Source organism: Stappia sp. MMSF_3263, assembly GCF_030733745.1.
Taxonomy (GTDB): domain Bacteria; phylum Pseudomonadota; class Alphaproteobacteria; order Rhizobiales; family Stappiaceae; genus Stappia.
This window is the reverse complement of sequence record NZ_JASHIK010000018.1, coordinates 74912-98822: the sequence shown is the minus strand read 5'-3', so window position 1 is coordinate 98822 and position 23911 is coordinate 74912. Positions and strand designations below refer to the sequence as shown.

The window sequence follows — 23911 nt, the reverse complement described above, 5'->3', positions numbered from 1 at the left end:
AGCACTGCCACGGAACTGCCCATGGTAGCTTTATGTAAGCCCCCTTGAACCAACATCCAGCCTTGAGCACAAGTGTCCGGCGTGGTTTTCGCCTCCCGATCACACATATTGCTCGCATTCGGGTCAATTGTTTCCTACCTGAAGGGTCGCAACCGCACGGTTTTCGGCTCCTTCAGGGCCGGACCGGCGCGACATGTCAATCGCCAGACCCGGTTCCGAACACACGCCATGCCCCTAGGACTGATCCTCCTCCTCACCCTGATCGGCCTGCCGCTGATCGAGATCGCCGTCTTCGTCGAGGTCGGCTCCGAAATCGGCGCCGTGCCGACGATCCTGCTGACGGTGCTGACAGCGCTCGCCGGCACCGTCATGTTGCGGATGCAGGGCCTGTCGCTGCTGACCCGCATGCGCACCGAGATGGACCGCGGCGAGGTGCCAGGCGAGGACATCGTCCAGGGCGCGCTGATCGTCGTCGCGAGCTTCTTGCTGCTCGTCCCCGGTTTCGTCACGGATGCTGTCGGCATCGCGCTCTTCATTCCGCCGCTGCGCGCCGTGATCGCCCGGGCCGTGGTGCGCAACGCGCGCGTCACCGTGGTCCGTCCCGGCGGACAGGGACCACGGCGCGGCGATGGCGTCGTCGACCTGGACCCGGAGGCCTGGTCCGACGTCGCACCGGGCGAGCGCGGCGGCAATGGCGAGACGCCCTGGAACAATGGCGGCCGCCTGACCGACGGGCGCGGCTCGAACGACGGACCCGGACGCCCCGGAGAGACCGGCCGTTAGGCAACCGCAACGGCGGTGATTTGTTTCACACATTCCCGTGTTCGGGCAGCCGGTTAACACCAATTACACCCTCCGGCTGCATGCTACCGCCTTCCGACGCGGGAAGGGAGCACGGAAGATGGGCACGGCTGGCGCGCAGGCGAGGGATCCCCGGCAGGGCATGACGGCCGACGGCACGGCAACGCCACGGCCGGGGCGGGTCGACTGGGTCGACGCGGCCAAGGGCCTTTGCATCATCTTCGTGGTGATGATGCATTCCACGCTCGGCGTGCAGAACGCAGCCGGTGAAGAGGGATGGCTCGGTCTTGTGGTCGAATTCGCCCGGCCGTTCCGCATGCCCGACTTCTTCATGATCTCCGGCCTCTTCCTGGCACTTGTGATCGACCGGCCGTGGCGGACCTATCTCGATCGCAAGCTGGTCCACTTTGCCTATTTCTACGTGCTCTGGCTGACCATCCAGTTCGCGGTCAAGGCGCCGTCGATGGCTGGCGAGATCGGCTGGGCCGGGGTCGCGGGCCAGTACCTGCTTGCCTATGTGCAGCCGTTCGGCACGCTGTGGTTCATCTACATGCTGCCGGTGATGTTCGTGATCACCAAGTTCCTGCATGATCGCGGCGTGCCGTGGCAGGCGGTGCTTGCCGGCGCTGCGCTGCTGCAGATCCTGCCCGTCTCGACCGGTTCGGTGCTGATCGACGAGTTCTGCTCGCGCTACGTCTATTTCCACGCCGGCTACGTGTTCGCGACGCGCGCCTTCGCCATCGCCGCCTGGGCGCGGGCTCATGCGATGATCGGCGTTCTCGGCCTTGCCGCCTGGGCCGCGGTCAACGGGGTCCTGGTTTTTTCCGGGTTCGCCGACCTGCCGGTCGTCAGCCTGATGCTCGGCACAGCCGGCGCGCTGGCCGTCATCATCGTCTCCGCGCTGCTGACCCGGGCCGGGATCGCCGGGTGGCTGGCCTATTGCGGGACGCATTCGATCGTCATCTATCTGGCTTTTTTCTTCCCGATGGCGGCGACCCGCATCATCCTGCTGAAGACCGGCGTGATCGGCGATGTGGGAACGGTCTCGGCGATCGTCACCGCGGCCGGCGTCATCACCCCGCTGGTGCTGCTCTGGCTGATCACCCGCTTCGATGTCGGCTGGTTCCTGTTCCGGCGGCCCGCCTGGGCACGGCTGGAAGCGGAGACACCGCGCCGACCGGTGCCGCAGGCGGCGGAGTAAGACGAAACCCCAGGAAGCCTACAAAGGGGTCCATAAAGCGGTCCGGAAGCGACAAGCGGGCTTTTCTCGCACGCGCATCGCGGGCATGATCCGCGCCATGTCGAACGATGCTCCCTCCGCCGCCCTCGCCGCCGACGATCATCTCATCCTGGTCGACGGTTCCACCTTCATCTTCCGCGCCTATCACGCGCTGCCACCGCTCACGCGCAAGTCGGACGGGCTGCCGGTCGGCGCCGTGTCGGGCTTCTGCAACATGCTGTGGAAGCTGCTGCAGGAGGGGCTGACGCCGGAAAAGGGCGACGAACCGACCCACATGGCGGTGATCTTCGACCATTCGGCGAAGACGTTCCGAAACGAGATCTATCCCGAATACAAGGCCCAGCGCCCCGAGCCGCCGGAGGACCTGATCCCGCAATTCGGCCTGATCCGCGAGGCTACGCGGGCCTTTTGCGTGCATTGCATCGAGCAGGAAGGCTTCGAGGCCGACGACCTGATCGCCACCTATGCGAGATCAGCTGCGGCGGACGGCGCAAGGGTCACCATCGTGTCCGGCGACAAGGACCTGATGCAGCTGATCGGGCCGCGCGTCGGCATGATCGACACGATGAAGAACAAGGTCTTCGGCGTGGACGAGGTGTTCGAGAAATTCGGCGTCGGTCCGGACAAGGTGATCGAGGTGCAGTCACTGGCCGGCGACAGCGTCGACAACGTTCCCGGCGTGCCGGGCATCGGCCTGAAGACAGCAGCGCTCCTGATCAACGAATTCGGCGACCTGGAGGCCCTGCTTGCCAAGGCCGACACGATCAAGCAGACCAAGCGCCGGGAGAACCTCATCGCCTTCGCCGACCAGGCGCGCGTTTCCAGGAAACTGGTGACGCTGAAGGACGACGTGCCGGTCGAACTGCCGGCGCAGGCGCTGGCCGTCACCGAGCTGGACGGATCGCGGACGCTTGCCTTCCTCAAGGCGATGGAATTCACGACACTGACCCGGCGCATCGCGGAGACGACCGGAACCGATGCGGACACCGTCGAACCGGCGGCGCTCACCATTCGCGGATGGCACGAACCGGACGGCAAGGGCCGGATGATGGCGGGCGCGCCGACGGCAGGCGGTGCAGCAACTGGTGCAAGCGGCGCGACAACAGCCACCCCGGCCTCGTCTCCCGCCACAACGGCAACACCGGCGGGCAGCGGCGGGTGGACGGCGGAGGCCGTTGCAGCCGCAGCAGCGACGACCGCTACAGCCGTGCCAATCGATGCCTCGACCTATGAAACCGTGCGCGATGTCGAGCGGCTGAAGGCCTGGGTGGCGGAGGCTCGGGAAGCCGGCCACGTGGCGGTCGACACGGAGACGACCTCGCTCGATGCGATGCAGGCCGAACTGGTCGGCGTGTCGCTGGCGACCGCCCCCGGCAAGGCCTGCTACATCCCGCTCGCCCATGTGGACGGCGAGGGCGATCTGCTTGGCGGCGGCGATCTCGTCGAGGGGCAGATCCCGCGCGCCGAGGCGATGGCCATCCTGAAGCCACTGCTGGAGGATCCCGGCGTCCTCAAGATCGCGCAGAACCTCAAATACGACTGGCTGGTGCTGAAACGCCACGACATCGAGGTCGCCCCGTTCGACGACACGATGCTGCTGTCCTACACGCTCGACGCCGGCAAGGGCGGCAACGGCATGGACGCGCTTGCCGAGCGCTGGCTCGGCCACACGCCGATCCCCTTCAAGGAGGTGGCCGGGTCCGGCAAGTCGATGATCACCTTCGACAAGGTGCCGATCGACAAGGCCAGTGCCTATGCGGCGGAGGACGCGGATGTGACGCTGCGCCTGTGGCAGGTGCTCAAGCCCCGGCTCGCGGCGGAGCGCAAGGCCACCGTCTACGAGCGGCTGGAACGGCCGATGGTGCCGGTGCTGGCGCGCATGGAAATGCGCGGCATCTCCATCGACCGGCAGATGCTGTCGCGGCTTTCAGGCGACTTCGCGCAGGGCATGGCGGCACTGGAAAGCGAGATCCACGAACTGGCCGGCGAGAGCTTCAACATCGGCTCGCCGAAACAGCTCGGCGACATCCTGTTCGGCAAGATGGGCCTGCCCGGCGGCAAGAAGACCAAGACCGGCGCCTGGTCGACCTCGGTCTCGGTGCTCGACGACCTCGCCGCCGAAGGCCACGACCTGCCGGCGCGGATCGTCGACTGGCGCCAGCTCGCCAAGCTGAAGTCCACTTATTCCGACGCGCTGCCGGGCTATGTGAACCCTGAGACGAAGCGGGTGCACACGTCCTATGCGCTGGCGGCGACGACGACCGGGCGGCTGTCCTCGTCCGAGCCGAACCTGCAGAACATTCCCGTGCGCACCGAGGCGGGCCGCAAGATCCGCAAGGCCTTCATCGCCGAGAAGGGCCACAAGCTGGTGTCGGCCGACTACAGCCAGATCGAGCTCAGGGTGCTGGCCCACATGGCCGATATCGGCCAGCTGAAGCAGGCTTTCGCCGAGGGGCTCGACATTCACGCGATGACCGCGTCCGAAATGTTCGGCGTGCCGATCGAAGGCATGGACCCGATGGTGCGGCGGCGCGCCAAGGCGATCAATTTCGGCATCATCTACGGCATCTCGGCCTTCGGCCTGGCGGCTCAGCTGAGCATTCCGCGCGGCGAGGCGGCCGAATATATCTCCACCTATTTCAAGCGCTTCCCGGGCATTCGCGACTACATGGAAGAGACGAAGAAATTCGTCCATGCCAATGGTTACGTGACGACGATCTTCGGCCGGCACGCCCATTACCCGGAAGTCAACACGTCGAACCCGAACCACCGCGCCTTCTACGAGCGGGCCGCGATCAACGCGCCGATCCAGGGTTCGGCCGCCGACATCCTGCGCCGGGCGATGATCCGCATGGAAGACCGGCTCAACGCCTCGAAGCTTGCCGCGCGTATGCTGCTGCAGGTGCATGACGAGTTGATCTTCGAGGTGCCGGAGGGCGAGATCGATGCAACGATCGCCCTGGTGCGCGAGGTGATGGAAGGCGCGGCGGAACCGGCGGTGCAGCTTACGGTGCCCCTCCATGTGGACGCGCGCGCCGCCGACAACTGGGACGAGGCGCATTGAGGACAGGGTGAACCGGCCCGTTCCGGCAGGTCAGTCCTCCTCGGGCGCCTCGCAGGAGGTGTAGCGCGCCTCCACCGCGGCCAGGCCGGCCTCCAGGGCGGCGGCGGCCACCTCGCCGATCTCCTCGCGCAGGGCCGCCTGGAAATCGCGCGCCATGGCGGCAAGCTCCGCATAGACCGCGGCTCCCGACGCCGTCAGCTCCAGATGTTCGATGCGCCGGTCGGCGGCATCCGCCCGGCGTGACAGCCAGCCGCGCTTTTCCAGCGCCGCCACCGCCCGGCTCACCTTGGTCTTGTGCATGGTCGAACGGCGGCCGATCTCCGTTGCCGTCGTGTGACCGAGCTGGCCGAGAATGGCGAAGGTGCGCCATTCCGGCCGGCTGATGCCGTAGGCCGCCTGGTAGCGCGCGGCGAAACGGCGGCTGACGAGCTCGGAGGCGCGCACCAGCCGGTAGGGCAGGAACTCCTCCAGCGGCAGCGAAGCTTTCATCCGGGACCTCGGTCGATATCGGCTATCGCGAAGATTGACACGTTGATAGTTTCGGACAAAACAGTTACACATGCAACTATCGACTGTCTGGATCAGGAGGGATCGGACGTGACGTTTTCCTACATGCCGGGCTTCGGCAATGATTTCGAGACGGAAGCGCTGCCCGGAGCCCTGCCGCAAGGGCAAAACTCGCCGCAGCGCGCGCCCTACGGGCTCTATGCCGAGCAGCTGTCCGGGTCGCCCTTCACCGCACCGCGAGGCACCAACGAGCGCTCCTGGCTCTACCGTATCCGGCCTTCGGTCAAGCATTCAGGCCGCTTCTCCGGGCTTTCCCTGCCGCATTGGAAGAGCGCGCCGAATATCGGCGACCACACGCTGCCGCTCGGCCAGTTGCGCTGGGACCCGGTGCCGGTGCCGGCCGAGCCCACCAGCTTCCTTGCCGGCATGCGGACGATGACGACCGCTGGCGACGTCCACACCCAGACGGGCATGGCGACACATGTCTATGTCGCCAATGCCGACATGCTCGACGAGTATTTCTTCAATGCCGACGGCGAGTTGCTGATCGTGCCGCAGGACGGCGGCATCCGGGTCGCGACGGAGCTCGGCGTGATGGATGTCGTGCCGAAGGAGATCTGCGTGATCCCGCGCGGCATGATCTTCCGCGTCACCCTGCTCGATGAGACGGCGCGCGGCTATGTCTGCGAGAATTACGGCGCCAAGTTCACCCTGCCGGATCGCGGCCCGATCGGCGCCAACTGCCTTGCCAATCCGCGCGACTTCAAGACGCCGGTCGCCTGGTACGAGGACAAGGAGGGCCCCTGCCGCCTCGTGGTCAAGTGGTGCGGCGGCTTCCACGAAACGCAGCTCGAGGCCTCGCCGCTCGACGTGGTCGCCTGGCACGGCAACTACGCGCCCTACAAATACGACCTGACCACCTATTCCCCGGTTGGCGCGATCCTGTTCGACCATCCCGACCCGTCGATCTTCACGGTCCTGACCGCACCCTCGGGCGAGGAGGGGACGGCCAATATCGACTTCGTCATCTTCCCCGAGCGCTGGATGGTGGCCGAGCACTCGTTCCGCCCGCCCTGGTATCACCGCAACATCATGTCGGAGTTCATGGGCCTGATCTACGGCCGCTACGATGCCAAGGAGGAGGGTTTCGTGCCCGGCGGCATGAGCCTGCACAACATGATGCTGCCGCACGGGCCTGATGCGACCGGTTTCGAGAAGGCCTCGACCAGCGAGCTGAAGCCGGAGAAACTGACCGGCACGATGGCCTTCATGTTCGAGACGCGCTTCCCGCAGCACCTGACCCGCTACGCTGCCGACCTCGATACCCTTCAGGACACTTACCTCGACTGCTGGGCGGAGCTGAAGAAGCGCTTCGACGGCACGATCGACGGCAACTGGGACTAGGTGCAATGAAACTCGCAACACTTCGTGACGGCAGCCGCGACGGCAAGCTCGTCCTCGTCAACCGCGCGCTCACCCGCTGCACCGAGGCCGGTCACATTGCGCCGACCCTGCAGGCGGCACTCGACGACTGGAGCAACGTCCAGCCGAAACTCGCAACACTTGCCGAGAGCCTCGAGCACGACGCGGTGCCGTCCTTGCGCTTCCATGAGCACGATGCGCTGTCGCCGCTGCCGCGCGCCTACCAGTGGGCGGACGGCTCGGCCTACGTCAATCACGTGGAGCTGGTACGCAAGGCGCGCGGCGCCGAGATGCCGGCAAGCTTCTGGACCGACCCGCTGATGTATCAGGGCGGTTCCGACAGCTTTCTCGCCCCGCGCGACCCGATCCGCATGGCGGACGAGGCCTATGGCATCGACATGGAGGGCGAGATCGCCGTCGTCACCGGCGACGTGCCGATGAGGGCGAGCCGCGAGGAAGCGGCGGCCGCGATCCGGCTCGTCATGCTGGTCAACGATGTCTCGCTGCGCGGGTTGATCCCGGCCGAACTCGGCAAGGGTTTCGGCTTCTTCCAGTCGAAACCCTCCTCCGCCTTCTCGCCGGTGACGGTGACGCCGGACGAACTGGGAACCGCCTGGGATGGCGGCAAGCTTCATCTGCCGCTCCATGTCGATCTCAACGGCGCGCCCTTTGGCCGCGCCAATGCCGGCATCGACATGACCTTCGACTTCCCCACACTCATCGCCCATGCGGCGAAGACGCGGCCACTTGGCGCCGGAACGATCATCGGCTCTGGCACGGTCTCCAACAAGCTCGACGGCGGACCGGGCAAGCCGGTCGCCGAGGGCGGGGTCGGCTACTCCTGCATCGCCGAGATCCGCATGATCGAAACGATCGAGACCGGCGCGGCGAAGACGCCCTTCATGCGCTTCGGCGACACGGTGCGGATCGAGATGCTCGATGCGTCCGGGCATTCGATCTTCGGCGCGATCGAGCAGGTGGTCGAAAAGCATGACTAGGCACCAGCCAGGCCCGATCCGTTTCGCGCTGCTGCTGGCCGCAGCGGCCATGACCGGCGTACCGTCCGCTCTTGCCGACCCCGTCGATCCGGTGGCCGAGGTGATGAAGGTGACCGAGGACAACTGGGCCGACGACGGCACGCCCTATGAAGAGATCTTCACCGACGAGCGACTGCCGCGCCTGTTCAGCGCGGATTTCGTCACCCGCTACCGGGCGGCGGCCGCCTCTCCCGGCGATGACGAGAACGCATCGCTGTTTGGCTATGACGTGATCGTCAACGCCCAGGACGGCTGTCCGTTGCAGGGGCTCGCCATCAAACCCGAACGCACCGCCGCCGGACGCACGCTGGTGACGGCACGCTTCGTCTCCACCGCCTGCTTTGGCGACGCACCGGAATTCCGGCAGGTTTCGGAAGTCCGCTTCGAGGTGGTGACGGAAAACGGACGCGATGTCATCGACGACATCCTCACCGGATCGGACGCTGACGGCTACGCCTCGCTGAAGGCCGAACTCGACACGATCGCAGCGCAATAAACGAGAAACGCCGCACCTTCAGGGCGAACGGACGAACCGTTCCCGCAGGGGCGCGACAAGACAGGAGCGAAACCATGGCCAAGGCCTTTGCCTCGCAGGGCGACCTCGCCGAAAAGAAGATCTCCTTCACCGAAGTGGGCCGGGATCTGTGGGCATTCACCGCAGAGGGCGATCCCAACACCGGGGTGATCATCGGCGACGACAGCGTGATGATCGTCGAGGCGCAGGCAACGCCGCGCCTGGCCGGCAAGGTGATCGAGAAAGTGCGCGAGGTCACCGACAAGCCGATCAGCCATCTGGTGCTGACCCATTACCACGCCGTGCGCGTTCTGGGCGCCGCCGCCTACGAGGCACCGACGATCATCATGAGCGACAAGGCCCGCTCGATGATGGCCGAACGCGGTGCGGAGGACCGGGAATCCGAGTTCATGCGCTTCCCGCGCCTGTTCCAGGGCTACGACAATGTCGCCGACATCCCCCCGCTGACCTGGCCGACCACCACCTTCACCGACAGAATGAGCGTCTTTCTGGGCAAGCGCCGGGTGGACCTGATGTTCCTCGGCCGGGCGCATACCGCCGGTGACATCGTCATCCACGTGCCGGACGAGAACGTCATGTTCACCGGCGATATCGTCGAATACCACTCCGCCTGCTATTGCGGCGACGGTCATTTCCGCGATTGGCCGGCAACGCTGGAGCGCATCCGCAGCTTCGACGTCGACGCCATCGCGCCGGGCCGGGGCGATGCGCTCATTGGCAAGGAGATGGTCAACGCGGCGCTCGATGCCACCGCCGATTTCGTCACCTCGACCTTCCGCCCGGTGGCGCAGGTGGCAACGCGCGGCGGATCGCTGAAGGAAGCCTGGGACGCGGCCCGCGCCGCATGCGATCCGAAGTTCTCACCCTACGCGATCTACGAGCACTGCCTGCCGTTCAACGTGGCGCGCGCCTATGACGAGGCGCAGGGCATCGACACGCCGCGCATCTGGACGGCACAACGCGACAAGGACATGTGGGACGCGCTGCAGGGGTGAATTCCAGACCGCCGGGCGGGCAGCAACTTCGCACCCGGCGGCCCGCATTTCGGGAGGCCGCATGACAAAGATCTTCGAGACCCCGCTTTACCCCTACGTCCGCTCGTCCGACCAGGATGCCGGCCGGCCGGTGCGCCATGCCGTCGTCGTGCTCGGCGCCGGGCCGGTGGGGCTTGCCACGGCAATCGACCTGGCGCAGCAGGGTATCTCCGTTCTGGTACTCGACGAGAACGACAAGGTCAGCTGGGGCTCGCGGGCGATCTGCTTTGCCAAGCGCCCGCTGGAGATCCTCGACCGGCTCGGCTGCGGCCAGAAGATGGTCGACAAGGGCGTCGTGTGGAACCTCGGCAAGGTGTTCTTCGACGAGCGCAAGGTCTACGACTTCAACCTCCTTCCCGAGGGCGGGCACAAGCGGCCGGCCTTCATCAACCTGCAGCAATATTACCTGGAGCAGTATCTGGTCGAACGGGCGCTGGAGATCGGCCGCGACACCGGGCTGCTGGAGCTGCGCGGCGGCAACCGGGTAAGCGCCGTCGAGCCGCAGGAGGACGGCGTCAAGCTCACGGTGGAGACGCCGGACGGCCCCTACCGGATCATGGCCGACTGGCTGATTGCCTGCGACGGGGCCGGCTCGCCGACCCGCACCATGATGGGGCTCGACTTCCAGGGCCGGATCTTCGAGGACAATTTCCTCATCGCCGACGTCGTCATGAAGGCGGACTTCCCGACCGAGCGCTGGTTCTGGTTCGACCCGCCGTTCAACAAGGGCCAGTCGGCGCTGCTGCACCGGCAGCCCGACGACGTCTGGCGCATCGACCTGCAACTCGGCTGGGACATCGACCGGGAGGCGGAGAAGAACCCGGCGCGGGTGCGCGAGAAACTGAAGGCGATGCTCGGCGAGGAGGTCGAGTTCGAGCTCGAATGGGTGTCGATCTACACATTCCAGTGTCGGCGCATGGAGAAGTTCCGCCATGGCCGGGTGATCTTCGCCGGCGATGCGGCACACCAGGTCTCCCCCTTCGGCGCGCGCGGCGCCAATTCCGGCTTCCAGGACACGGACAATCTCGCCTGGAAGCTGAAGCTTGTGGTCGACGGCACGGCACCGGAAAGCCTGCTCGACAGCTACGACGAGGAGCGGGTCTTCGCCGCGGACGAGAACATCCTGAACTCATCGCGCTCGACCGACTTCATCACGCCAAAGAGCCATGCCAGCCGCGTCTTTCGTGACGCGGTGCTGGAGCTGGCCGAGCATCACGCCTTCGCGCGGCCGCTGGTCAATTCCGGCCGCCTGTCGCTGCCGGCGACCTATGACGGCTCGCCGCTCAATGGCCCGGACTGCGCGGCAATGCCGGTGCGCACACGGCCGGGCGCCCCGGCGAGCGACGCGCCGGTTGCCGGTGGCTGGCTGCTCGACCGGCTGGGCGACCGCTTCCAGCTGGTGACCATCGACAACGAAGCACCTGCCACGCTGACGATCGACGGCATTCCGGTCGAGCGGGTGGCGCTGTCGGCCGCCAACGACCCGACCGGCGCGCTGGCCGCGCGCTATCTCGGCGAGGCGAAAAGCGCCGTCTACCTGATGCGCCCCGACCAGCATGTGGCGGCCCGCTGGGAGACATTCGACGCCGGCGAGGTGACGAAGGCGCTGCGGATTGCCACCGCACGAAGCGACAACGCCGGGCGGGGATAACGGCTCGAACCGCCGGAACGCAAGGAAACGCAAGATGAGCGAAACCACCCACGAGACGGGCCTGCGGCTTGGCCCCAACCTTCCCGCTCCCGACGGCTTCTATGCCGAGCTGATCGCGCTGCACGAGGGGCTGTCGCGCGAGGACAGCGAAGCGCTGAACGCCCGCCTGGTTCTGGTGCTGGCCAACCATATCGGCGACCGCGAGGTGCTGCGCGCTGCCTTTGCCGCCGCCAGACTGCAAGGCGCGCCAAAGACTTGAGCCTTACCGCGGCAGCCTGCGGCTGAGGGGCCCGTGGCTGCTGCGACCCTGCCGAACGCGGACGGGGCGTTCCGTTTCAACGATGAAAACGGGAGTGCCCGCAATGACTGCCCAACCGGAGCTGAAGATCGAACGGATCCATCACGTCGCCTATCGCTGCAAGGACGCGAAGGAGACGGTGAACTGGTATGTCGACAACCTGAACATGGGGTTCGTGCTGGCCATCGCGGAGGACAGCGTGCCCTCGACCCATGAGCCGGACCCCTACATGCACGTCTTTCTCGACGCCGGCGCGGGCAACGTTCTCGCCTTCTTCGAGCTGCCCACCAAGCCGGAGATGGGCCGGGACCCCAACACGCCGGTCTGGGTCCAGCACATCGCCTTCAAGGTGAAGGACCGCGACACGCTGGTCGCCTACAAGGAGCGGCTGGAGAAGAACGGTATCGAGGTGCTCGGCGTCACCGATCACTCGATCTTCCACTCGATCTATTTCTTCGACCCGAACGGCCATCGCATCGAACTGGCCTGCCCGGACCCGGCCGAGGACGCGATGCTGGAAAAGCTCGACGCGGTGAAATGGGACATGCTGGAGGAGTGGTCGAAGACCAAACGCGCGCCCCAGCACGCGGCCTGGCTGCACGCTAAGGAACTCGGCAAGGCCTGAGAACCGGCCCGCAAAAAGGAAGACGGCGCGGGAAACCCGCGCCGTCTTATGCTGGATGCCTTGGCTTCAAGCGGAACCCGATCAGATATGGGCGAAGTCGCCCGGTCCGAGTTCCAGAACGTTCGGGATTGCGGCGAAGTCGAAGTCGGTGTCCAGCTGACCGTCGAACGGATCCGTGGACGTGTCGTCGGCCTTGGCATCGAAAACAAACGGGTCGTCGGGCTGGTCCGCACCGTCCATGTTGGAATGCGCCATGTCGCTGCCGTCGAAGGCGAACACATCGTCCTCACCGAGTTCCGCCATCTTGACGACCGGCTCCTCGGCCGAGGTCGCCCGGCCTTCATTGAAGCCATACTGGATGTAATGGATGGTGGCCCCAACCAGATTGTTGCTGAACACAGGCAGCAAATCCGAGTTTGAAGCCGCGTTGATATAGGCCAACGGATCGAATGTCGTCGCCCGGCCCTCGTTGAAACCAGCCTGAATAAAGTGAGCTGCGCCGGCTTCCGAGTTGGCACCTAGAGCTGTGATCAAATCCGCGTGCGAAGCGATATAGGCGTAGGCGTCAAAATTGGCGCTTCGGCCTTCGCTGAAGCCGTAGTTGAGATAGTGCTGGATGGCAGCCGTCGTGTTCGTGCCGTACACGGGAATCAGATCGGCGTACGAAGCAACGTATACGAGAGCGCTGAAAGCCGCATCGCTGCGCCCTTCCGCGGCACCGTACTGAATATAGTGAGCGGCGGCGGCGTCACGGTCCTGGCCAAAATCGACCCGCAAATCCGCGTAGGCGCCCAGGTACAGCCTGGCGTCGAATGTTGTGGTACGGCCTTCAGAGAAACCCGAATTGATATAGTGCACCGTGCCGCCAACTTGGTCAGTCCCGAACACGGACCGCAGGTCACTGTGCGAAGCGATGTATTCAAGCGCATTGAAGGTCAGCTGGCGACCTTCCGAATAGCCACTTGCGACGTAGTGGTAGGCGCCGCCGCTTGCGTTTGCACCAAAAACACCAATCAGATCGGTATTCGATGCAATGTAATTCAGCCCGTTAAATGTAACCTGACGCCCGCCAGAATATCCTGTTGATATATAGTGGGAAGCCCCGGCAGTAGAATCAATGCCAATACCGGTAATCAGATCGGTATATGAAGCAATATAGCCCCAAACGTCAAAATTGATCTGCCGGCCTTCCGCGATGCCGTAGTTGGCAAAATGCAGGAACAGCTCATGCTGGTTCGTGCCGAGACCGGTTAGCAGATCCACATGCGATGCGGCATACATGAGGATCGACCAGTCCGAGGCCGAGGCGACGCCCGAGACGGTTCCGTCGTTGAACTGGACGTTCTCGATGTCGAAGAAGACGTCGTTGCCCTGCGAGGTAGCAAAGACGACCGCCTCGGCAAAGCGATAGGTGCCGGTGATCGCCGACTGGGCCGCATGGATGACCGCCGTGTCCGTGCCGCCATTGCCGTAGATGAGGTTGTGAGTGCTGTTGCCGTGAATCGTGTCATTGCCCGATCCGCCGATAGCATTCTCGATGATCGTGCCGCGGGCGATCGACAGGTTGCCGACGAGGCCTCCGACATTGGAGATCGATTCCGGCCGCAGGTCGATCAGCTGGGCGGCCGTCTGGGTGCCGAAATCGAGCGTGTCGAAGCCGCCATTGTCATGGATCGTCAGCGCAATCGCGTTTGTGGACGCCGAGAGCAGTGTGTCGAGATAGCCGCCGGCATTGGAGTTCTCGCCATAGGTCGTGTTGCCGGTGCGGATTGTCGTGGGCGTGCCATAGAGGTTCTGGATCGCGATGATGTCGGCGATCATCGGCGTCACGATATAGGCGCGCGTCGCGGTGATCGAGGTGTTCTCGGTCTGGTCGAAATAGGACATGACCGTGGCCTGCCACGAGTCGTTGGCGTAGTGGGTGTCCAGACCGTAGGTCGCGGAACTGTTGTAGTTGCCGCCATGGCCAAGGCCGAGCGCATGGCCGATCTCGTGGATATAGGTCTGGAAGGAATAGCTGTCGATCGTCGTGCCGCTGTTGGTCAGCCACGACGTCGAGACGTTGACGCGGGATTCGAGGATCGTGTTGCCGCTGGTCGTCGAGCTGTTGGAGGCGCCGGACTGGTTGTCGTCGAAGACGATCTCGCCGCCGCTCGTGACGAAGTTGAAGGTGATGCCGGTGACGTTGGTCCAGGCGAGCAGGGCGTTGGTCGCAAGGAACTGGCCGTCGGCCGTCAACGCTGTGATGTTGACATCGATCGCATTATCGCCGCCGACATTGAAGGAGCGCTGCGAACGGCCCGTGTCGGTCCAGTAGCCGTTGGTCAGATACAGGGCGATCTGGTCGTTGTTATAGGTCGGCAGGGGCGTTTGATTCGTTGCATATAGCTGATAGGTGCCGGAGCCGCTGTCATTATACGAGCCCGCCGCGACATAGAATGTGGTCGTCTCGGCCACCTGCAGCCAGAGCGACGAATTGTAGTTGCCGCCGGACGTATCGATGTCGTCATTATAGGAAATGTAATTGCCCGAAGAATCGTAAAGGCGCAGATAAGGATCGCTGAGAGAAACTCCGTTCATCGAAACTTGAACGGCGGAGCCGCCGGTCACAGTGATCTGCACCCAGTCGCGATCACCGGCAAAGCCCAGACTACCGGAGAACGTGTCGCCCGCGGACATCGAATAGGATGTCGAAGTGTTGGCCGGTGCATCGCCAGTCTCGGTGATTGCCGCCAGATCCCCCTCCGGCCCGACACCCGGTGCGGCACACTCGAAACCGTTGACTTCCTTGGCCGTCTCCGGCCCGACCATCGCGCAAAGCTCGCACATAATCCCGCTCTCCCGTCAAAATCGCCAAGTCGTCACCAAGCCGGCCGCGCCCGTTCAAAGCGGCAATGGCGTCATCTTCACAAGCGTTTCAGCCAGATGCTCGGCATCGCTTTCCGTCACATCCCGGTCATTGACCGAAACCTCGATCTCCGGTCCCACCTGCGGCGCGCCGCCATCCACTCGCCAGACAAGACGCGCCAGCAGGAAGGTCGGCTCGACCCGCAGCCATTCGATATCGACCGCAAGATACGCGCCAGCTTCCGCTTCGTCACCCTTTGCAAGGGCGACGGCCCACCTGCGCTCCAGACCGGCCTTGAGCGCGCGGCATGCGGCGCCTCTCCAGTCTTCATTCCCGGCATTGCAGGAAACGACAATCGGTCGAGCCGAGCGTCCCGCCTGGGTCGTCTGCGATCCTGAAGCTTCTGCCATTGTCCCCGATCCCGCGGCTACCAGTTTTCCGGCCGGCAGAGCCACTGCCAGTGAGGACATCGCCAGTGCCACTGCGAAAGACGACAGGATCACTACAGGGTTGTTCAGGATCACTGCCGGTCTCGCTGCAATTTCCAATCGTCCCGCAACGCGGACTGCCGAAGCCAAATCTTCTGTATCAATGTCTCCACCCTCCCGGGCGGTCACAACAACCTCGTGACAATCCCGGCGCGAACCGCTTCCTGGATCGAGACAATTTCACGCAAATTGTCATTGGCAAGATCAACGTATCGGTCGACGCAGTCAAGGGTTCGGCTGAAAGACCGCCTTCACAGGCTTCCGCCGCGTTGCGGCTTGACCGATGCGAGCCTCCGCCTAGCTTACCGACGACAGGCATCTCGACGCGCCAACCGCTCTCTCCTGCAGGACGAACAAGTGAGGTATCCGTCATGATCCGTTCACGCGCCTTTGCCGGTCTTCTCGGTCTCTTCGTCCTGGCCGCTGTCGGCCTTGAAGCCGGCGCCCATCACGGCTGGCGCTGGACGAGCGGAAAGAACATAGAGCTGACCGGCATCATCCGCGAAGCACGTCTCGGCAATCCGCACGGCGTGCTGAAGGTCGATGCCGAGGGCGAGACGTGGACGGTGGAGGTCGGCCAGCCTTGGCGCAACACCCGCGCCGGGCTGAAGGACGGCGACCTTGCTCCCGGCGTCGAGGCCGCCTTCATAGGCGAACCCTCGGCCGATATTGGCGACCGGTTGATGAAGGCGGAGCGGATCGTCATCGGCGGGAAGACCTATGACCTTTATCCCGGCCGGGATTGACACTTCCCGGCGAGAGGAACGCGTGCGATGGAGACGCTGATCACGTTCCTCGAAACTTTGCCTTTATCGGAATGGATGCGCGTCTCGCGCTGGGGTTACGCGCTGGTCAACACGGCACATGTCGCCGGCCTGGCGCTTCTGGTCGGCTCGATCCTGCCGCTCGACCTGCGTCTCCTGGGCATCTGGCAGCGGCAAGAACCGCTGGCGCCGCTCGCCCGGGTGCTGGTTCCCTGCGCTGCATCCGGATTGGTGCTGGCGTTGTCGTCGGGACTTCTGCTGTTTCTCGCCGGGCCGGCAGACTACGCCGCAGCACCGCTGTTTCTCGCCAAGATGGGACTTGTCACGCTTGGCGTCGTATCGGCGCTGCTTACGCACGCCTTGGCGGCGAGAAACCGGCAAGCGGGTGCGGACGCGGCGGCAGCGCTTGCAGGGCTTTCTCCCCGGCGGCTGAGGCTCGCCGGCGCGGTCTCGCTCGTTGCCTGGAGCGGCGCGCTCGTCTGCGGCCGCCTGCTCGCCTTCACGGGCGAATGATGTTCGGGGCAGGCGGATCGTTCCGCCCGCCCCTGGAGCATCAGCGGATCGGCGGAGCGAACTGGATACCGCCCTGTGACCACAGCGCATTGACGCCGCGCGGAAGCTGCATCGGGCTGCCGGTGCCCAGGTTCCGGTCGAAGGACTCGCCGTAATTGCCGACATGGCGGACAATGCGGGCGACCCAGTCATTGGTCAGGCCGAGATTCTTGCCAAACTCACCCTCGAGCCCGAGAACCCGGCGGATTTCCGGATTGTCGGTGGAGCCGGCAATCTCGTCGACATTGGCGCGGGTGAGGCCGAGCTCCTCCGCGTTGACCATCGCGAAGACCGTCCAGCGGACAATATCGAACCAGACGTCATCGCCCTGGCGGACATAGGGGCCGAGCGGCTCCTTGGAGATAACTCCGGGCAGCAGCATGTGCGTGTCCGGCTCGGCCATCTTGAGGCGGTAGGAGACGAGCTGCGACATGTCCGTCGTCAACGCATCGCAGCGCCCGCTTTCATAAGCCTTCACCGTGTCATCGATGCTCTGGAAGGTGACGAGCTGATAGTCCATTCCGTTGACGCGGAAATAATCGGCAAGGTTCAGCTCGTTCGTGGTGCCCTGCACGGTGCAGATCGAAGCGCCGTTCAGATCCGCGATCGCCTCGACGCCGAGCGAACGGCGCACCTGGAAGCCCTGGCCGTCATAGTAGTTGACGGCGGTGAAATCGAGACCGATCCCGGCATCCCGGCCAAGGGTCCAGGTGGTGGTGCGTGGCAACACGTCGATCTCGCCGGTCTGCAGCGCCACGAGACGGTCCTTGCTCGACAGCGGCACGAAATCCGCCTTTTCCGGATCGTCGAAGATGGCCGCAGCCAACGCCCGGCAGACGTCCACGTCGAGGCCGGTCCATTTGCCCTTGTCGTCGGCCATGCTGAACCCGGCAATGCCGGTGCTGGTGCCGCAGACCAGTCGTCCACGCTCCTTGACGATGTCGAGCGTGCCCTTCGCAAGGGCCGCATTTCCAAGCAGCAGCGTTCCCGCCACCGCGACAGCCAGCCTGATGCCAGTCGATACCATTCCATGTCCTCCGGTTGAGTTTTGTCTTCAGCTTGGGGAAAGGCCGGACGCGTCCTCCCGGCAGTGGAGAGGAAGCGCTAGAGGTTCATCACCTCGTAGCGGCCATGCGCCGTCGGCCTGGGCGTCGGATCCTCGCTGATGGCGACGATCTCCACCGGTTCGGCCCGCGGAGCGGCGTCGCCCTCGCACCAGAGCCAGTAGTGGTTCTCCGGCAGCCCGTTGACGGCGACGACCTTGTGATTTCCCTGGGCGTCGATGGCGTGAATGGTGACGCGCCCGACAAGACCGCCGACCAGCCGGCGCATGTCCTCGACCGCCTCGTAGACGGCCTCCTCCACGGAAAGGCCCATCTTCATGTAGAGGACGACGGCGCGCGAGGTGCCGGCACGAATGCTCATCTCGCCGACGCCGGTACAGGCACAGGCGCCAAAGCGGCTGTCCGCATAGGATCCGGCCCCGATGATCGGGCTGTCGCCGAGACGTCCCGGATATTTCCAGCCCCAACCGGAAGTGCTTGTCGCCGCGGCGATGTCGCGGTTGCGGTCCTGGCCGAGAAACACGGTGGTATCGCGGCCCAACTCCGGGTCGATCGCCTGGCGGCAGAGCTCGCGCATGGGAACGTTCGGCCAGTCGCGGCGATCGGGTTCGTCGACTTCGGTCGCGAACCAGCGCTTCCAGGCATTTTCCGCATGCGGCATCAGCAGGTCGCCGGCCTCTGCACCGATCTCGGCAGCGAAACGGCGCGCGCCTTCGCCGACCAGCAGTTCATGCGGCAACTGCTCCATCACCTGGCGGGCAATGCTGACCGGATGGAGGAAGCCGGTGAGGGCGCCCACGGCGCCGGTCCGGAACGTCGTTCCGTCCATGACCGAGGCATCAAGCTCTACTTCGCCGAGCAGGTTCGGCCAACCGCCGCGTCCGACCGTGCGCACGCTCTCGTCCGCTTCGACCAGGCGCAGGCCCGCCTCGAGCGCGTCGAGCGCCGACCGGCCGTCAGCCAGCATCCCGGCGGACGCGGGAATGCCGCAGCCGCCCTCGTTGTTGGACAGGACGATCATGCTTCCGTTGCTCTCGTGCATTTTTCTGATTTTTGCATATTGTATCCAATTTATGTGAACGCAATGAAGCCGAAGTTTCGCGCTCCGTCAACAGAATTTCCTCGTCACGCGGCTTTCCGCAGTCGTTTCAACCGCTTCGATATAAAAATTGGATACAATATTTTGACGCCGGAAAGACTGCTATTGTCGGCACGAGACAAGCGGGCAGGCCTTGCCCGACGGACACCGGACACGAGACGCGATCTGCCGATGACATCCACCACCCCTTCCGAAACCGGCGCCACCCTGCGTCGCAAGACAACAAGCGCCCAGATCGTCGACCTGCTGCGCGAACGCATCCTGGGCGGCGACTTGCCCGAAGGCACGCAGTTGCGACAGGAAAAGCTGGCGGCCGAACTGGGGGTCAGCCGTGTGCCGGTGCGCGAGGCACTGCACCAGCTGGAGGCCGAAGGGCTGGTGACCCTGGTGTCGCACAAGGGAGCCGTGGTCTCGGGCCTCTCCATCGACGACCTGGAGGAGACCTACGAGATCCGCGCTCAGCTGGAAGCCTGGCTGCTCGAGCAGTCGATGCCGCTTCTCTCCGAGCAGGACTATGCGCGGGCGGAAGCCCTGGTGGCCGAGATGGAAGGCGATCCCCGGGACGAGAGCTGGTCGGAACTGAACTGGCGCTTTCACGCAGCGCTCTACGCGCCGGCGAACCGGCCGCGAACGCTGGAGCTGGTGCACAAGCTCTACCGCAATGCCTATCGGCATTTTCCCTTGCCGATCCGTCTGACCGGCGGCCGCGAGCGGATGAACCGGGAACACCGGATGCTGGTCGATCTGTGCCGGAAAGGCGATGTCGACGGCGCCCGGGAGCACCTGACGACGCATATCCTGCTTGGCGCCCGGACGCTGATTTCCCGGCTTAAAGCATTGCGCCACAAAGAGGCGGCGAAAGACGGAAGCTGAAAAGAAACCTGCGGCACGCGAACCAGGCTTCAGGTCATCATGACCGGTTACCGGCCAGCACCGTCCGTTCGGCCCGGTCGCGGATCACCTGCAGGACGGCGCCATGGAAGTCTCTCAGGAAAACCCATCCCCAGAAATCGCAATAAGCATTCATCGGAGTGGCGATGCGATACTGCGTGGCCAGCGTCAACCGCGTGCGATCGCCGGGAAGCGGCTCCAGCAGATATTGGCCGGTCGCCAGTTTCAGGTAGGAACTGTCGACATCGATATGGGCATCGATTGCGGCCGGAATCGCTTCAGGCCCGAAACGGAAATCCCAGGCCAGATAGCGGTTCTCCTCCCAGGCCGTCACGACCTCCTGAAATCGCACGCCCTGCGTCCAGCGCAGGTGCCGCACGGCGCCAGCGCCACGTCCCTCCAGCCTGGCGTTTTCCGGGCGCGGGACGCCGACGATCCCATGACTGAACGTGAAGGGGAGTTCGGACGCCTCGACATTCCTGATTTCGATCGTGTTGCGCCACACCGTTTTCACCGGCGCGTCAATCTCGATCACAGTCCTGACCTCACTCTGCTTTTCCGGGAACACAAGGGCCTGTTCGACCGGCAGGCCCAGCAGAGGCAGCACCATCACGAGACCCGTGGCCGACGGGCGCCGCAGCCGGCGCAGGACCCACAGGGTCGTGGCCGACCCGACGGCGGAACCGGCACCAAGCATCGGCGTGGCGATCACGATGCAGACCGCCCCCTCGCCCAAGACCACGGCCGAGAGCACGAGCAGGATAACGATCACAAACCAGCCATTGCGGATATGATGCCACTCGGTGGCCGTGGCGCGTGGATCGGCGAAAGCGGACACCACGGCCGCGATGCCCATCGGCAGCAGGAAGAGACCAGTAACGAACGATACCCCGCCCCCGACCGGTGCGCTCCATATCAGGAGATACAACAGGAGGCCGTAGACAATGGCTGGCAGCATCGAGATGCCGAAACGGGTGCGAACCGCAATGGGTCCCGGACCCTTGATGTCGTCCGGCATCAGGAATGGCTCTCCCGCACGTGTTCAACCGCCCATCTCCGTGCAACTGGCGAAAGCCAGACCGCAGAAGCGCTTCTACAGAATTGCGGCCTGCGATTGCAAGGCGGTATGCCGACAGGCGGTTCCGGTCGCACACGCAACCGGAACCGGATCACGCCCGAACAAGGAGCGGCACCGTCCTCCGCTTCTGCGGTTATGCCGGTGCCAACCTGAGCGCCGCAATCCCGGCAAGGACAAGCACAACACCGCCGACACGAGCGGGATTGAGCGTCTCGCCAAACAGCAGGACGCCCATGAACACGGTTCCGGCCGCCCCTATACCAGTCCAGACGGCATAGGCCGTTCCCACCGGCAACGCCTCCAACGCGCGGCCGAGGAGATAGACGAAGAGCCCCAGGAAGACGAGCGAGGCAAGGCTCCAGCCCGGCCGCGTGTAGCCCTCGGCATATTTCATGGAAACCGCCCAGGCGACATCAAGGAGACCGGCAACGACAAGCGCTGTCCAGGCTGCTGTCTGGCTCATGATGCGCGCCTCATGCTGCAAGCGTGAGCATGTGGGCACCGTGCCGCACCAGGAATTCCCGCAGGCGTGCCGGGTAATCCGCATCGACCGCATCGCGCACGCTTTGGCGTGCCGACAACGCCGCCCGCCAGGCACGCACCCGCGGTGTGTGGTCGAAGATGCCGGTCTCCGTTATCCGGTCGAAAACGTCAAAGTAGCGGAAGACCGGCGCAAAGACGGCATCGACCAGGCCAAAGGCCTCGCCGGCGAAATAGGGGCCCTGGCCAAGCGTTTCCTCAACCCGCGCGAACCGGCCGACAAGGGCTTTTCTCTTGGTCTCATACGCGGCCGCGTCCGACGTGGTCTCGAGGGTCCACAGATCGGCGAGAATGGCGGAGCCGAAATCCATCCAGGCCCGGTGTCGGGCGCGTTCCAACGGGTCGTCCGGGTGCAATTTCACGCCGGCCCCCGTCTCCTCGATATACTCGCAAATGACATTGCTCTCGAAGAGGACGGCCTCCGATCCATCCGGTCGGGGCACCCGCAGGAGCGGCACCTTGCCGAGCGGCGAAAGCGCGGCGAACCAGTCCGGCTTGTCATCGAGGTCGATCATCACCCTTTGGAACGGAATGCCCTTCTCAAGCAGGGCAATCGCTGCGCGCTGCACGTAGGGGCAAAGAGGGTGGCTGACCAGCGTCAGTTCGAAGGATGTCTGTTTCCCCCGCGCAAGCCGGCCTGTCGCGGCGCCTGCTTGCGGGTCGGGAACGGAGTCGGGAGCGTCCGTGCCCGAACCGGTCGAGTGACGAGTTCTCATGTCGAATGCCTTTCGCAGAAGGGAAGGGAGTGCGTTCCGGCACGCTACCCCCGGCTTCCCGGCAATAGAATTTGAGTTTTCGCCAATCATGTTTGCATGACTGCAAACGCATATGCCGCTATCAATGCCAGATGGACAACTGGAACGACCTCCGTGTGGTGCTTGCCATCGCCCGGGCAAGAGGACTTGCCGGCGCGGCGCTCGGTCTCGGCATCGATCACTCGACGGTCTTCCGGCGCCTGAACGCACTGGAGGAAAGGTTAGGCGTGCGGCTGTTCGAGCGCCTCGCCGGCGGTTGCTACGAGCCGACACCGGCAGGCGCGCTGATGGTGACAACGGCAGAACGGATGGAAGACGAGGCGCTCGCCCTCGACCGGGCGATCACGGGCCGCGACCACCGACTCACCGGACGCCTGCGCGTCACGTCCTCGGAGACGCTCGCCTACCGGACGCTGACCCGGCATCTCGCCGAATTTCGCGGCGAGCATCCGGGCATCACCGTCGAGCTTGTCATTGAAAACCGTATCCTGTCGCTGTCGCGGCGCGAAGCAGACATCGCCCTGAGACCAATCCGGCCGAGAGAAAGCGACCTGTGGGGCCGCAAGCTCTCGGATGTTGCCTGGACACTCTATGGCTCGCCAACCTATCTCGCCTCCCGTGGCGGGCCTCTTTCCGGCCCTGCCGAACTTGCCCGTCATTCCGTGATCGGTTGGGAGGAAACCGCCAGAGGCATTCTCGCCGCCGACTGGATCGGTGAGACCGCGCCCGAGGCCGCCGTCGTTTTCCGCACGAACAGCCTCATCAGCCAGCTTGTCGCGACACGAGCGGGCATCGGCCTTGCCCTGCTGCCATGCTATCTCGGCGATGGCGATCCGGAACTGGTTCGCGCCCTGGAAACACCCTTGGCCGAAATGTCCGGTGAATTGTGGATTGTCACCCACGAGGACCTGAAGGGCACCGCCAGGGTGCGGGCATTCTTCGATCTCGTCGGCAGCGGCCTTGCGGCGGAACGCGGCAGGTTCGAAGGGCAAGGCGGCGCAGGCTGATGCAACTGCCAGGGCAACAGGCCGGCCGACGCAACGCGCGATATCACGGATGCAGACCTTCGCACGCCACTTCCCAGGAGAATCAACGGCGACTTCGGTAGCCGCTACCAGCTGTTCGGTCGAAGCTCCCGGATCTGGCGGGCCTTGACAAGAAGGTCCTGGCAACTCTCCCAGACCGTCTCCGGGTTGATAACGCTGATCCAGCACATTTTGCCGTAGAGCGGATGCGGGAAAAGCCGGTCGAGCGCCTGATAATCGAAGTCAGCGTCGTCCAGTGCCTTTGGCGTGCCAATGCCAAACAGGTGCTCGAACGTTTCCTTGTCGGCAACCAGATTGAGACGAAACAAGTCCCCGCGATTCAGGTTCGACGCTGAATCGAACGGACTGTCATGCGTGACAATGGTTGCGAAAGGAATTTTCCGCGCCTCTCCGGCGAAAAAGAACAGGTCTGTTGTGCTGTCATCGACGGTGACGGAAGGAAGGGCTGTCTCAAGAAAATTTCTGATGCCGGCGATCGACATGCTCATGTTAAGGTCTCCATTAGCCAAGTTTGGCTACCTGTATTACGCGAATTAGCCAAATTTGGCTAGTCCGCATTTGGAGAGAATTGC

General features: G+C 64.4%; 23 protein-coding genes. 14 read left to right on the top strand and 9 right to left on the bottom strand.

The features are described 5' to 3' along the window. Nucleotides 1-228: 228 nt before the first annotated feature. From RBB46_RS18035 to polA, 3 genes are all read left to right on the top strand, one after another. Nucleotides 229-783 carry an FxsA family protein gene (locus tag RBB46_RS18035; protein ID WP_306030407.1) on the top strand — a complete coding sequence of 185 codons (555 nt, stop codon included), beginning with the start codon at nt 229-231 and terminating at the stop codon, nt 781-783. Between the two features lie 160 nt (nt 784-943). Then, nucleotides 944-2002 (top strand): acyltransferase family protein, encoded by a 1059-nt coding sequence (locus RBB46_RS18030; RefSeq protein ID WP_306030422.1) that lies wholly within the window; start codon nt 944-946, stop codon nt 2000-2002. 85 nt (nt 2003-2087) lie between these two features. Beyond that, entirely contained in the window at nt 2088-5105 is a 3018-nt protein-coding gene (polA, locus tag RBB46_RS18025) for a DNA polymerase I (protein WP_306030406.1), read from the top strand. Nucleotides 5106-5135: 30 nt separating this feature from the next. Here polA and RBB46_RS18020 read toward each other — a convergent pair whose 3' ends face one another. Continuing rightward, nucleotides 5136-5594, bottom strand: coding sequence for a MarR family winged helix-turn-helix transcriptional regulator (locus RBB46_RS18020; protein ID WP_306030405.1), 459 nt, complete (start codon nt 5592-5594; stop codon nt 5136-5138). Nucleotides 5595-5702: 108 nt separating this feature from the next. Here RBB46_RS18020 and hmgA point away from each other — a divergent pair, with 108 nt between their 5' ends. The 7 genes from hmgA (at nt 5703) to RBB46_RS17985 (ending at nt 12214) form a co-directional block, all read left to right on the top strand. Continuing rightward, nucleotides 5703-7016, top strand: a complete 1314-nt coding sequence (hmgA, locus tag RBB46_RS18015) for a homogentisate 1,2-dioxygenase (RefSeq protein WP_306030404.1) — start codon at nt 5703-5705, stop codon at nt 7014-7016. A 5-nt stretch (nt 7017-7021) separates the two neighbouring features. Next, complete coding sequence (locus tag RBB46_RS18010; protein ID WP_306030403.1) at nt 7022-8032, top strand: fumarylacetoacetate hydrolase family protein; 1011 nt, start codon at nt 7022-7024, stop codon at nt 8030-8032. Beyond that, complete coding sequence (locus RBB46_RS18005; protein WP_306030402.1) at nt 8025-8567, top strand: hypothetical protein; 543 nt, start codon at nt 8025-8027, stop codon at nt 8565-8567. Before RBB46_RS18010 ends, RBB46_RS18005 begins: the two co-directional genes overlap by 8 nt. 74 nt (nt 8568-8641) lie before the next feature. Next, nucleotides 8642-9601, top strand: a complete 960-nt coding sequence (locus RBB46_RS18000) for an MBL fold metallo-hydrolase (protein ID WP_306030401.1) — start codon at nt 8642-8644, stop codon at nt 9599-9601. Between the two features lie 61 nt (nt 9602-9662). After that, nucleotides 9663-11291 (top strand): FAD-dependent oxidoreductase, encoded by a 1629-nt coding sequence (locus RBB46_RS17995; RefSeq protein WP_306030400.1) that lies wholly within the window; start codon nt 9663-9665, stop codon nt 11289-11291. Between the two features lie 34 nt (nt 11292-11325). Further along, complete coding sequence (locus tag RBB46_RS17990) at nt 11326-11550, top strand: DUF2783 domain-containing protein (RefSeq protein WP_306030399.1); 225 nt, start codon at nt 11326-11328, stop codon at nt 11548-11550. A gap of 121 nt (nt 11551-11671) precedes the next feature. Beyond that, complete coding sequence (locus RBB46_RS17985; protein WP_306030421.1) at nt 11672-12214, top strand: VOC family protein; 543 nt, start codon at nt 11672-11674, stop codon at nt 12212-12214. 81 nt (nt 12215-12295) lie between these two features. On the opposite strand, the gene RBB46_RS17980 is transcribed toward RBB46_RS17985, so the two are convergent. Both RBB46_RS17980 and RBB46_RS17975 read right to left on the bottom strand, forming a co-directional pair. Next, a complete protein-coding gene (locus RBB46_RS17980) occupies nt 12296-15043 on the bottom strand; it encodes a M10 family metallopeptidase C-terminal domain-containing protein (protein ID WP_306030398.1) in 2748 nt (915 codons plus the stop codon). A 54-nt stretch (nt 15044-15097) separates the two neighbouring features. After that, nucleotides 15098-15586: a hypothetical protein gene (locus RBB46_RS17975; RefSeq protein ID WP_306030397.1), complete on the bottom strand. Its 489-nt coding sequence runs from the start codon at nt 15584-15586 to the stop codon at nt 15098-15100. Between the two features lie 335 nt (nt 15587-15921). Here RBB46_RS17975 and RBB46_RS17970 point away from each other — a divergent pair, with 335 nt between their 5' ends. Continuing rightward, nucleotides 15922-16296, top strand: coding sequence for a DUF6152 family protein (locus RBB46_RS17970; RefSeq protein ID WP_306030396.1), 375 nt, complete (start codon nt 15922-15924; stop codon nt 16294-16296). Nucleotides 16297-16323: 27 nt separating this feature from the next. Beyond that, entirely contained in the window at nt 16324-16827 is a 504-nt protein-coding gene (locus tag RBB46_RS17965) for a DUF2214 domain-containing protein (protein WP_306030395.1), read from the top strand. Between the two features lie 40 nt (nt 16828-16867). Here the strand turns inward: RBB46_RS17965 and RBB46_RS17960 are convergent, their stop codons facing one another. Together RBB46_RS17960 and RBB46_RS17955 are read right to left on the bottom strand one after the other, a co-directional pair. Further along, on the bottom strand, nt 16868-17893 hold the full coding sequence (locus RBB46_RS17960) for an amino acid ABC transporter substrate-binding protein (protein WP_306030393.1): 1026 nt from the start codon (nt 17891-17893) through the stop codon (nt 16868-16870). Between the two features lie 77 nt (nt 17894-17970). Next, nucleotides 17971-18951: a N(4)-(beta-N-acetylglucosaminyl)-L-asparaginase gene (locus RBB46_RS17955; protein WP_306030392.1), complete on the bottom strand. Its 981-nt coding sequence runs from the start codon at nt 18949-18951 to the stop codon at nt 17971-17973. Nucleotides 18952-19200: 249 nt separating this feature from the next. Here RBB46_RS17955 and RBB46_RS17950 point away from each other — a divergent pair, with 249 nt between their 5' ends. Next, nucleotides 19201-19902 carry a GntR family transcriptional regulator gene (locus tag RBB46_RS17950; RefSeq protein ID WP_306030391.1) on the top strand — a complete coding sequence of 234 codons (702 nt, stop codon included), beginning with the start codon at nt 19201-19203 and terminating at the stop codon, nt 19900-19902. A gap of 37 nt (nt 19903-19939) precedes the next feature. Here the strand turns inward: RBB46_RS17950 and RBB46_RS17945 are convergent, their stop codons facing one another. The 3 genes from RBB46_RS17945 to RBB46_RS17935 form a co-directional block, all read right to left on the bottom strand. Then, nucleotides 19940-20938: an SRPBCC family protein gene (locus RBB46_RS17945; RefSeq protein ID WP_306030390.1), complete on the bottom strand. Its 999-nt coding sequence runs from the start codon at nt 20936-20938 to the stop codon at nt 19940-19942. 193 nt (nt 20939-21131) lie between these two features. Continuing rightward, nucleotides 21132-21461: a multidrug efflux SMR transporter gene (locus RBB46_RS17940; protein ID WP_306030389.1), complete on the bottom strand. Its 330-nt coding sequence runs from the start codon at nt 21459-21461 to the stop codon at nt 21132-21134. Nucleotides 21462-21471: 10 nt separating this feature from the next. Then, nucleotides 21472-22254, bottom strand: a complete 783-nt coding sequence (locus RBB46_RS17935) for a glutathione S-transferase family protein (RefSeq protein WP_306030388.1) — start codon at nt 22252-22254, stop codon at nt 21472-21474. Between the two features lie 131 nt (nt 22255-22385). Here RBB46_RS17935 and RBB46_RS17930 point away from each other — a divergent pair, with 131 nt between their 5' ends. Further along, nucleotides 22386-23300: a LysR family transcriptional regulator gene (locus RBB46_RS17930; protein ID WP_306030386.1), complete on the top strand. Its 915-nt coding sequence runs from the start codon at nt 22386-22388 to the stop codon at nt 23298-23300. 104 nt (nt 23301-23404) lie between these two features. Here RBB46_RS17930 and RBB46_RS17925 read toward each other — a convergent pair whose 3' ends face one another. Continuing rightward, nucleotides 23405-23827 carry a DUF6194 family protein gene (locus tag RBB46_RS17925; protein WP_306030385.1) on the bottom strand — a complete coding sequence of 141 codons (423 nt, stop codon included), beginning with the start codon at nt 23825-23827 and terminating at the stop codon, nt 23405-23407. Nucleotides 23828-23911: the final 84 nt, after the last annotated feature.

Bases quoted from the DNA above. Each gene is read 5' to 3' on its own strand.
- RBB46_RS18035 (WP_306030407.1), top strand. From the start codon at position 229: ATGCCCCTAGGACTGATCCTCCTCCTCACCCTGATCGGCCTGCCGCTG.
- RBB46_RS18030 (WP_306030422.1), top strand. From the start codon at position 944: ATGACGGCCGACGGCACGGCAACGCCACGGCCGGGGCGGGTCGACTGG.
- polA (WP_306030406.1), top strand. From the start codon at position 2,088: ATGATCCGCGCCATGTCGAACGATGCTCCCTCCGCCGCCCTCGCCGCC.
- RBB46_RS18020 (WP_306030405.1), bottom strand. From the start codon at position 5,594: ATGAAAGCTTCGCTGCCGCTGGAGGAGTTCCTGCCCTACCGGCTGGTG.
- RBB46_RS18010 (WP_306030403.1), top strand. From the start codon at position 7,022: ATGAAACTCGCAACACTTCGTGACGGCAGCCGCGACGGCAAGCTCGTC.
- RBB46_RS18005 (WP_306030402.1), top strand. From the start codon at position 8,025: ATGACTAGGCACCAGCCAGGCCCGATCCGTTTCGCGCTGCTGCTGGCC.
- RBB46_RS18000 (WP_306030401.1), top strand. From the start codon at position 8,642: ATGGCCAAGGCCTTTGCCTCGCAGGGCGACCTCGCCGAAAAGAAGATC.
- RBB46_RS17995 (WP_306030400.1), top strand. From the start codon at position 9,663: ATGACAAAGATCTTCGAGACCCCGCTTTACCCCTACGTCCGCTCGTCC.
- RBB46_RS17990 (WP_306030399.1), top strand. From the start codon at position 11,326: ATGAGCGAAACCACCCACGAGACGGGCCTGCGGCTTGGCCCCAACCTT.
- RBB46_RS17980 (WP_306030398.1), bottom strand. From the start codon at position 15,043: ATGTGCGAGCTTTGCGCGATGGTCGGGCCGGAGACGGCCAAGGAAGTC.
- RBB46_RS17970 (WP_306030396.1), top strand. From the start codon at position 15,922: ATGATCCGTTCACGCGCCTTTGCCGGTCTTCTCGGTCTCTTCGTCCTG.
- RBB46_RS17965 (WP_306030395.1), top strand. From the start codon at position 16,324: ATGGAGACGCTGATCACGTTCCTCGAAACTTTGCCTTTATCGGAATGG.
- RBB46_RS17960 (WP_306030393.1), bottom strand. From the start codon at position 17,893: ATGGTATCGACTGGCATCAGGCTGGCTGTCGCGGTGGCGGGAACGCTG.
- RBB46_RS17955 (WP_306030392.1), bottom strand. From the start codon at position 18,951: ATGATCGTCCTGTCCAACAACGAGGGCGGCTGCGGCATTCCCGCGTCC.
- RBB46_RS17950 (WP_306030391.1), top strand. From the start codon at position 19,201: ATGACATCCACCACCCCTTCCGAAACCGGCGCCACCCTGCGTCGCAAG.
- RBB46_RS17945 (WP_306030390.1), bottom strand. From the start codon at position 20,938: ATGCCGGACGACATCAAGGGTCCGGGACCCATTGCGGTTCGCACCCGT.
- RBB46_RS17940 (WP_306030389.1), bottom strand. From the start codon at position 21,461: ATGAGCCAGACAGCAGCCTGGACAGCGCTTGTCGTTGCCGGTCTCCTT.
- RBB46_RS17935 (WP_306030388.1), bottom strand. From the start codon at position 22,254: ATGAGAACTCGTCACTCGACCGGTTCGGGCACGGACGCTCCCGACTCC.
- RBB46_RS17930 (WP_306030386.1), top strand. From the start codon at position 22,386: ATGGACAACTGGAACGACCTCCGTGTGGTGCTTGCCATCGCCCGGGCA.
- RBB46_RS17925 (WP_306030385.1), bottom strand. From the start codon at position 23,827: ATGAGCATGTCGATCGCCGGCATCAGAAATTTTCTTGAGACAGCCCTT.